This is a genomic window from Desulfobacterium sp. N47 (assembly GCF_051233685.1).
In the GTDB taxonomy this organism is placed as follows: Bacteria; Desulfobacterota; Desulfobacteria; order Desulfobacterales; family RPRI01; genus RPRI01.
The window spans coordinates 1-8,107 of record NZ_JBAMMY010000152.1 but is presented as its reverse complement, the minus strand read 5'-3'; the positions used below and the strand labels follow the sequence as shown (position 1 = coordinate 8,107).

The following is an 8,107-nucleotide window of genomic DNA, read 5'->3' as shown; positions in this document are numbered from 1 at the left end:
TCGCCAAGGCCGCGTTGGCTGATGATTTTAATGCCGTTTGCAACAAAAACCAGAAACTCTCCCGAAAATCTTTCGTGGACGCGCTGTTACGGATGGTCGCGTGAGTAAACCATGCATCATTTCGGTGAAACTTTAGTATAAAAACTAAGGGTATATTTTATCAAGTATATGCCCCTGAAGATATTCGGAAATCTTATACAGATACAGTCAACAAGTTAAAAACTGACTTTGACGGCTTAAAGTCTCAGTGGAATCCTGTAAATGAGTTTTACTTTGTTGTTAATGACAAATACAAAGGTGTAAATGCTGATTGTGAGCAAGCAATTCAAGAAATAAAAGAAAAGAATAATTTGAATGGCGCCGGATTCTTAACTCCAAAAGATTTGGAGAATATACTTTTTGCTCTTGATGATGATCAAATTTTTTCGATAGCCGGGAATATCCCGAACCCTGCTGCTATTAAACAGTTAGACTATTCAATCCTGAATGAAGTAATTGGGTATATAATGAGATTACCTTTGAACAAAGGTGATATAGCTAAATTGATTTTACCGGATGTGGATGAAAAAATAAAATTTAACAATTTGTCAGAACCCACTGCCCATTTGCTTAACAACGGTTATTTTCAATTACACTTTCTGAATGAGTATCTATCTAACAATAGTGACTTTCTTGCTGATTCTTTACGGGACAAAATGAATGAAATTTATAGACAAGAAAAAAATAAAAATAATGGAGATAATTTATTTTGGGCAATAGTAAATTGTGCGAGCCCCAAACCGGAGCAGATATATCAGATCTCGGTTATTGTCATAATATCAAAATATTTTGAGACCTGCGATATTTTTGAAGAACCTTTTAAAAAACCTCTAAGAGAGGGAGCAGAATGATAATTCCAACAAAGCATACCAATTTTTCAGAATCTTTGCTTGGTTTTGGTGGTTATATTTTAACTCGATTAGAATCTCCGGTATCTGTTGATGATTTATGGAAACAATACCAGATTGATTATAAGAACGAAATGTATTTCGCAAAACATGGTTTTGATAATTTATTGCTGGCCATAGTTTTTCTTTATTCAATAGGTGCCGTTAATGAACAAAACGGAGCGATCACAAAATGCGGTTAATAAGAGTTTGCTCTAATCAGACAAGTTTCAGGACTGTTGAATTTAACAGGACAGGACTTAGCTTTGTTGTCGCAAAACAGAAAAATCCTGGGACGAGTGAAAAAGGAAAAACCTATAACGGAGTGGGGAAATCTTTATTGGTGCGTATTATCCATTTTTGTCTTGGAGCAGGGGAAAAAGATTATACAACATTTTGCGAAAAATTAAATGGTTGGGAATTTTCGGTTGATTTTGAGATAGATTGCAATAAATTAACTGTTTTAAGATGTACTGATGAGCCAGAGAAAATATTTTTAAATAACGAGAAATTATCTGTAAGTCAATTTAATAAAAAAATGGGTATAGTATGTTTTGATATTCCCGATGATATTTCTTTTTTATCCTTCCGTTCTTTGATTCCTTTTTTTATAAGACCGAAAAAGGAATCATATGTTGAGTATCGTAAGCCAGGAAAAACCGGTAGTGAATATCAGGCTTATCTTTACAATGCTTTTTTGTTGGGACTTGATGTCATTCTCGCACAAAAAAAATATAATATCAGAAAAGAACAGGAGCGAATAAAAAAGTTAGAAAAGAATTTTAAAGAAGATTCATTATTAAAAGATTTTTTTACCGGAAATAAAGACGTTGTTTTAACTATTATTGATCTTGAAGAGCGGATAAAAAGGCTTGATGATGATTTAAATAATTTTAAAGTAGCAGAAGATTACAATGAAGTTCAGATTGAGGCTGATAAAATAGAAAAGGAGTTATTTACATTAAACAACAGCGTTATAATGCTGCAAAACAATATAGAGAATATCAGTAAAAGTCTGAAATTTTCCCCTGATATGAATAAAGAGAATCTTAAAACTATCTATTGTGAAGCAAATATCCACTTTTCAGGGAATATGACCAAGACCTTAGATGATCTGGAAAACTTTTATGAAAAGTTAATTTCCAACCGTAAAAAAAGACTGCTTGAACAGCAAAATAAGCTGAAATTGGAACAACAGAACAAAAAAGCCAGCGTCGAACGATTGCAGAAAGAGCTTGATGATTTAATGAAGTACCTCGGAGAGCATCAGGCTCTTGATCTTTTTATCAGCCTCAGCAATAAAATCGCTGAATTAAAAGCAGAGCGTGACAATCTTAAGAAATATCAGGAGCTTCAATCAGAATACAAAACTAAAGAAAGACAGACTGAAAGAGGTTTGTTGGAGCTCTCCGAAGTCACTGAAAACTATTTAAAAGAAATCGAATCTGACACTGTTGAACTGCGGAACTATTTCAGAAGTCTTTCAAAAATATTTTATCCAGACAGCGTTGCAGGGCTTACCATTGAGAATAATGATGGCGATAATCAATTGCGTTTTAATATTGATGCTAAGATCGAATCTGATGCTTCTGACGGTATCAATAATGTTAAAACATTTTGTTATGATTTGACATTATTATTTAAAGGTCGTAACCATAAAATCAACTTTATTTTTCATGATAGCAGGATTTTTGACGGAACTGATGAGAGACAAAAGGCAGATATGTTTAAAACTGTTTTTCATAAGTTTGCAGACGTAGATAAACAATATATTGCAACAGTAAATCAGAATCAGCTTGATGAAATTAAAAAGCATATAACTGATGAAGAATATAAAAATATAATTACCCACAACACAGTATTAACACTTACGGATGAATCAGATTCTGAAAAATTGCTGGGTATCAAGATAGATTTAGGATAAAAATAATTGATATAAATATCGGGCTCACCACCATATGAGTTAATGATATTTTAAAATTTAATTCGGTTTCCTCAATTGGTATCGGCAACTCTAATCCCGGGTGATACTTTGTCAAAAAATCTTCTGCATATTTACCGATATCTCTATAAGTCAGATACGGTGACTTGAAGGTCATCTCAATCCCGCCTTTATAGTTTCCAGAAGTTTCTGAATTTTTTCCTTATCAATGCCATCTTTTCTTATAGATCTGAAAAACACCGGGACAGATGCAAACAATTTCTTGTCAGAAATAATATCAGCAGGAATTTTACCTGCGCTAATAGTGGCTAAATCACAAAATTCCAGCCAATCATCCGAGCCTTCCTTTATCCCAAGCGCATTAGCATATTGCAGCCTTTTTTCCTCTCAAACCTCCCGAGGTTCGGTAAGCAATTTTATGCCATCAAGAATCTCAGTCATTCTTTTTTCTGACACCTGTCCTAATTTTTCAACCAAATCACTTTTGTTGACAGTAAAAATTTGAGAAATATTGACAACGTTTTTTTGAGGGAGATTTGCTTCGCCTTTGTTTAACAGAACATTGCCGGGAGCTTTTGCCCGGTTAAGGTTTCCGGTAAGGGAACAAACTACAACAGTGTTGATTCGGCTGGCATTAAATAAATTATTTTGAATTACGATATACGGATGACGATAGCCCGGTTCTGAGCCTTTGGGTTCAGCAAGATCAATCCAAAATATTTCACCTTGTTTAATTACCATAACTCTTGTCCAATGATTTTGCTGTGTTTGATACGCATGGATTTTGAAATTTCTCTTTCTTCCTTGATAGGAAAGTCCTCATACGCCTCATTCAACTGAGCGAGCAAAGTTTTATTTTCTTGTATTTTTAAATAGCTCTGCACAGCAAGTGTAAAAACCTTGCTTCGGGAAACATGTAAGTCATTGGCTAATCTATTGACTTTTAAAAGTAATTCTTTGTCTAGTGATATTGCCGTTTTGACTCCGGACATAAAACACCTCCAATCTAATAAATCTTCTTACATACTTTATTATGCCTATTAGTTATACCTATGTCAATACCATTTATAACCCCAAAATCCGCAAGTAAGTTGTTCTTCGACATTATATTCTATGGTCAACCGTTGATGGGTCGAAAGCTTTCGGCATATGGTCTGCCAACTGCGATGATCTTTTTACCGGGTCAATAAATCAAAAAATTCTTCCGCAGGCACCGGAGGACTGAATAAATAACCTTGTATAATATCACAGCCGTGCTCCCTCAAGAATTCTAATTGATGTTCATCCTCTACTCCTTCGGCTATGACCTTCAAATTCAGATTATGCGCCATAGCTATAATTGTCTTAACAATTACTGCATCGTTAGGATCTGTCACAACATTTCTTATGAAAGAAATATCTATTTTCATAGCATCAAGAGGCAGGCGCTGCAGATAATTAAGCGATGAATACCCTGTACCAAAGTCATCCAGTGCAATCTGTATGCCCATCTCTTTCAGTTTTTCCAAGTCACGGACAGCCCTTTTCGGATCTGTCATGATAATTGTCTCAGTAATTTCCAACTCGAGATATTGTGGATCAAGCTTGGTATCCTCTATAACTGTTAAGACCTCCTGGACGAAATCTTTTTGCCCGAACTGCCGCCCAGACACATTTATTGCCACACTAATCCTTTTCGAACAGGCTTCCTGCCACTTTTTGTTCTGAAGGCACCCGGTTTGCAGCACAAACTTGCCAATCGGTACGATAAGTCCATTGGCTTCAGCCAATGGGATAAATTTTGCCGGCGAAATCAAAATTCCCTCCGGTGTTTTCCATCGTATAAGTGCTTCCATTCCGATTATTTTTCTTGTGGTTAAATCCACCTTGGGTTGGTAATAGAGCAGAAATTCCTGCCGTTCTAAAGCCCTGCGAAGATTGGTTTCCAGAGTCAAGAGTTCAAGGGCGGTTTCATTCATTGATTTCAAATAAAATTGAAAGTTGTTTTTCCCCCTTTTCTTGGCATAATGCAGTGCTGTATCTGCATTCTTAATGAGATTTTCAACATCTCTGCCATCATCAGGATACACAGCGATGCCAATGCTGGCGGTTATAAATACTTCACTGCCATCCAGCTCATAGGCTTGTGACAGTTCATTGAGGATACGGTGAGCAACATGGACGCAATTCCCGTCATTATCAAGCTCGTGTAACAGCACAATGAACTCATCGCCGCCCATCCGGGCTATGGGCTCTTCTTCATCAAATATACGTGCCACAAAATCGCTGCTTCTCAAGGTGTTTAACAGCCTTGAAGAGACAATCTTAAGAAATTTATCTCCGACATTATGCCCAAGAGTATCATTTATCCGGTTGAAATCATCTAAATCAATAATGACAACAGCAAATGTATGTTTATAACGGTTTGCATATTCAATCGTCTTGTTTACAAGTTCTTTAAAGAAATATCTGTTTGGCAAATTTGTCAGATTATCATAATACGCGAGAAAGTGAATCCTGTCTTCAGCCTTTTTCTTCTCAATGCCTAAAGCAATTCCATCCGAAATTGATGCCAGTGCCATAAGAGCCGTGTCCTGAAGCGGTTTTTTTGAGAACATCGCCATCACACCCACCAGCCTTTCATCAACTACAAGGGGATGACCGGCAAAGGCCACCATCTTTTCCCGCTTTGCCCATTCCTGATCACTTATCTGAGGATCTCCGATCACAGTATTGGTCAAATGGGGCTTTTTCTCTTCGGCTATTATGCCAATCTTATATTTTCCGACTGGTATGATTTTACGGTTGCCATCGATATGCGTATACATTCCAGCACTTGCCATTAAGTGAAGTGCATTTTCATCTTCCTGAAATATCCAAATTCGCGCAAAGGCTGCATCAAGGTTTTTAACTATAGACTCTGTGCAAAGTTGCAATAAACTTCTCAAGTCTTTTTGCTGCACAAGCACTTTTCCAATTTCAGCCCCTAATGTTGCTTGACGTGCCCGATCAATCAGTTCATCCTCAGCTTTTTTTCTATCAGTAATATTGCGGAAATTGAATTGGATTACCTTCTGAAAGCCTTCCTGATCAACATTTCCGATAAACTCTGTAATGACATGCCGTCCGTCAATAGTTTCAAGCGCCATCCCATCATGATGAACACGACCTTTTTCCCGCAACTCTCTTAGCTCTATCCCCTTTATATCAAAATCATTAAAGCAGCGGATTTGCGGAAATTCCTTTCCTATAAACTCTTCACGTTCAGCACCGAACAAATTCAGCAGAAACGGATTTACATCCTTAACCTGACCTGTTTCGAAATCGAGAATCATGATACCATCATCGGATGTTTCGAAGAGACGTCTGTATCTTTTTTCTGATTCTCTCAAGTCTGTTTCAACATGTGCAAATTCACTCAGGGTCTTCATAGGCCGAACGACCAAAATATAAATCATCAACGCCGACAGAATGCTTAACAACAGTGTATCCGCGATACTCATCATATGGGGAGACATCCATTTATTGACCTGGAAGAAAGAGAAAGAAAGCATAATGAGCAATTCAATACCGGCGATGAGGCCAAGCAGTTTGAGCCCTGTGGCAAAAGAATTTGAACCGGACTTACAATCAGATTTTATTAACATCGAAAATCTCCATGTGATTCTTTCAAGCGCAATTGGCGATTCACTTTTTCTGAGATCATTAAAATAGCAAATTTCATTCCGGGATACAATAGGAGAAAGAATGAGTTTCGATTTTTTTACTTGAAACTTATTGCAGTTGTGATACTTGTAGCATAAGCGTTTTTTTAATAAATCTTAGCACTTCCTGATATTATAAGACGTTTTGTTTTTATCGCATGGAGTTGGTGCGTTTTGTTCCGATACAACTATCTGATATTCATAATTCCAGACCTTTTATAACGGTATCAAACCTGGCAGCAAATAAAAACTTAATCATTATGCATTGTTAGGAGAATTGTGTGAAATTAAATCTTATTTTCAGATTATTTGCCATATCGGTGACGTTGCTTTTACTTCCTCTCGAAAGCAGTAACGCTTCTGATACACCCAAAGAAACCGCAGCCTCTTTTGATACATTAAAGCCGGATTCTTTAAAACCGGAAGAAAGCACCATTGATCCACAAAATTCTTTCGCACCTCCGGTAGAAGAGCTTGTATCGGAAGCACTTGAAAAATCTCCTGCTATAAACGCTGTAAAGGACAGATTTGCAGAATCAAAGGAACTTATTCTGCCGGCATCTGTTCTGCCTGATCCGATGCTTGAATTTACCCTCGAGGAAAATGTCAGTTCGCTTTCTTCACCAAATTTTATAAAAGGTGAAATGATGTTAAAGCAGGAATTCCCTTTCCCGGGAAAGCGTTCCGCTCTCGGAAAATCTGCCGGCGCTGAATCGGAAATGGAGTTTTCTAATCTTGTTTATACCAACCGGATGATCACAAAGGATGTGCGTAGCATTTATGCCGGTATGCTATTGACAGCGAATTAGATGCTCTTAAACTGGCGCAAGAACTTCTCAAAATGCTTGAAGCAACAGCCGCCGTTCGCTACAGCACAGGCGAAGGCGATCAGGAGTCTCAGATTAAGGCTCAACTTGAATCATCCCGCCTTCTTGAAAAAATGGCCGACATCAATGCAAAGCGAAAAGAGATGTCTGCGGGATTAAACAGGCTGCTTGGACGTTCCGGAAATATTTCTATCGGAAAAGTTGTTTCGCTTCCAATAGTTTCTTTGACACAGGAAGAATTGGGAAAATCGGAAGAGCTTGCCCTTGTGAATGCGCCATCTGTTTTAATAAAATCGTATGCTGTAAAAGCTGCAAAATACAGACTCGAATCGGCGGATCTTGATTTTTGGCCGGATTTTTTTGTTGGCGCCGGGATAGGTTACGACAATAATTATGAGCCTATGGCTCTTGTTTCTTTCGGTATAACTCTTCCGTTATGGCAAAATGTAAAACAGAAACCTCTTAAAAGAGCTGCAAACCTAAAGGTTGGTGAATCCGAAAAGCTTCTTGAGGAAGCAAAATTAGCAGTGAGTTCTGAAATTACGAATCTGATTGCGAGATGGAAACGGGATCAGGAACAGGTAGTTATTTATCTAAAGTTTCACTGTTTTTGAAGCCGTTCAAACATGGTTTTAAAATTTTGCGATATTTTTTCACAAAACATAAAAAGATGGCATGTAAAATGCATTGCAATTTATATACCAAGTATTTCAAGCACTTACGTCAACT

At 37.3% G+C, this 8,107-nt stretch carries 8 protein-coding genes; 5 read left to right on the top strand and 3 right to left on the bottom strand.

Annotation, left to right across the window (positions count from 1 at the left end):
* Positions 1–383 precede the first annotated feature (383 nt).
* The 3 genes from VXK47_RS09745 to VXK47_RS09735 all read left to right on the top strand — a co-directional run bounded on the left by VXK47_RS09745 (position 384) and on the right by VXK47_RS09735 (position 2,850).
* Entirely contained in the window at positions 384–890 is a 507-nt protein-coding gene (locus VXK47_RS09745) for an ABC-three component system protein (protein WP_435548589.1), read from the top strand.
* Entirely contained in the window at positions 887–1,129 is a 243-nt protein-coding gene (locus VXK47_RS09740; protein WP_435548588.1) for an ABC-three component system middle component 6, read from the top strand. Before VXK47_RS09745 ends, VXK47_RS09740 begins: the two co-directional genes overlap by 4 nt.
* Positions 1,130–1,251: 122 nt before the next feature.
* Complete coding sequence (locus VXK47_RS09735) at positions 1,252–2,850, top strand: DUF2326 domain-containing protein (RefSeq protein WP_435548587.1); 1,599 nt, start codon at positions 1,252–1,254, stop codon at positions 2,848–2,850.
* A 405-nt stretch (positions 2,851–3,255) separates the two neighbouring features.
* On the opposite strand, the gene VXK47_RS09730 is transcribed toward VXK47_RS09735, so the two are convergent.
* The 3 genes from VXK47_RS09730 to VXK47_RS09720 all read right to left on the bottom strand — a co-directional run bounded on the left by VXK47_RS09730 (position 3,256) and on the right by VXK47_RS09720 (position 6,494).
* Positions 3,256–3,609, bottom strand: a complete 354-nt coding sequence (locus VXK47_RS09730) for a type II toxin-antitoxin system PemK/MazF family toxin (protein ID WP_435548586.1) — start codon at positions 3,607–3,609, stop codon at positions 3,256–3,258.
* Complete coding sequence (locus VXK47_RS09725) at positions 3,603–3,860, bottom strand: hypothetical protein (protein WP_435548585.1); 258 nt, start codon at positions 3,858–3,860, stop codon at positions 3,603–3,605. The genes VXK47_RS09730 and VXK47_RS09725 overlap by 7 nt, the downstream gene beginning before the upstream one ends.
* Positions 3,861–4,043: 183 nt before the next feature.
* Positions 4,044–6,494 (bottom strand): sensor domain-containing protein, encoded by a 2,451-nt coding sequence (locus VXK47_RS09720; protein WP_435548584.1) that lies wholly within the window; start codon positions 6,492–6,494, stop codon positions 4,044–4,046.
* Between the two features lie 338 nt (positions 6,495–6,832).
* Here VXK47_RS09720 and VXK47_RS09715 point away from each other — a divergent pair, with 338 nt between their 5' ends.
* Both VXK47_RS09715 and VXK47_RS09710 read left to right on the top strand, forming a co-directional pair.
* A complete protein-coding gene (locus VXK47_RS09715; protein WP_435548583.1) occupies positions 6,833–7,360 on the top strand; it encodes a hypothetical protein in 528 nt (175 codons plus the stop codon).
* A 32-nt stretch (positions 7,361–7,392) separates the two neighbouring features.
* Positions 7,393–7,992, top strand: a complete 600-nt coding sequence (locus VXK47_RS09710; RefSeq protein WP_435548582.1) for a TolC family protein — start codon at positions 7,393–7,395, stop codon at positions 7,990–7,992.
* Positions 7,993–8,107: the final 115 nt, after the last annotated feature.